The organism is Mycobacterium sp. 1245801.1 (genome assembly GCF_001673055.1).
Taxonomy (GTDB): domain Bacteria; phylum Actinomycetota; class Actinomycetes; order Mycobacteriales; family Mycobacteriaceae; genus Mycobacterium; species Mycobacterium europaeum_A.
In genome coordinates this window covers 1-661 of record NZ_LZKY01000067.1, presented here as the reverse complement: position 1 = coordinate 661, position 661 = coordinate 1, and the positions used below count along the sequence as shown (strand labels likewise).

1 protein-coding gene is annotated in these 661 nt (G+C 67.0%); it reads left to right on the top strand.

Features of this window, described 5'->3' with window-relative positions; all coding sequences use genetic code 11:
• On the top strand, positions 1–541 hold a 541-nt coding region (locus A5622_RS04280; RefSeq protein ID WP_066876404.1), incomplete at its 5' end, for a L,D-transpeptidase.
• Positions 542–661 lie beyond the last annotated feature (120 nt).

Below are 661 nucleotides of genomic sequence, written 5' to 3'. Positions count from 1 at the left end.
CAACAAGGTTGTGCAGTGGGTGCCGGATCGATACTGGCCGGCGCACAGCACGATTCCGTTGACGGTGGGCGGCGCGGCCGCCGAGATCAAAACGGGCCCCGCCGTGATCGGCGTCGCCAGCATCTCCGAACACACCTTCACCGTCAGCATCGACGGCGCCGAGGCGGGACCGCCGACGTCGCTGCCCGCGCCGCACCACCGGCCGCACTTCGGCGAGCAGGGCGTGATGCCCGCCTCGATGGGCAGGCCGGAATACCCGACGCCGGTCGGCTCCTACACCGTGCTGGCCAAAGAGGAAGCGGTGACGATGGATTCGAGCAGCGTCGGCATCCCCGTCGACGACCCCAACGGCTACCTGCTGACGGTCAACTACGCCGTCCGCATCACCAGCCGCGGGCTGTTCGTGCACTCGGCCCCGTGGGCCGTCCCCGCCCTGGGTCTCGAGAATGTCAGCCACGGCTGCATCAGCCTGAGCCCCGATGACGCCGAGTGGTACTACGACCACGTCCACGTCGGCGACCCGGTGATCGTCCAGGACTAATCAGGCACCGTTTACGAAGCTCCGCACCCGGGCGTCAGCCGGGTGCGGAGCTTTTAATTATGCTGCGGCCGAACTCTTTTCACTGCGAATAAGGAACGGGCCCGCTGGTGTTCACCAGCG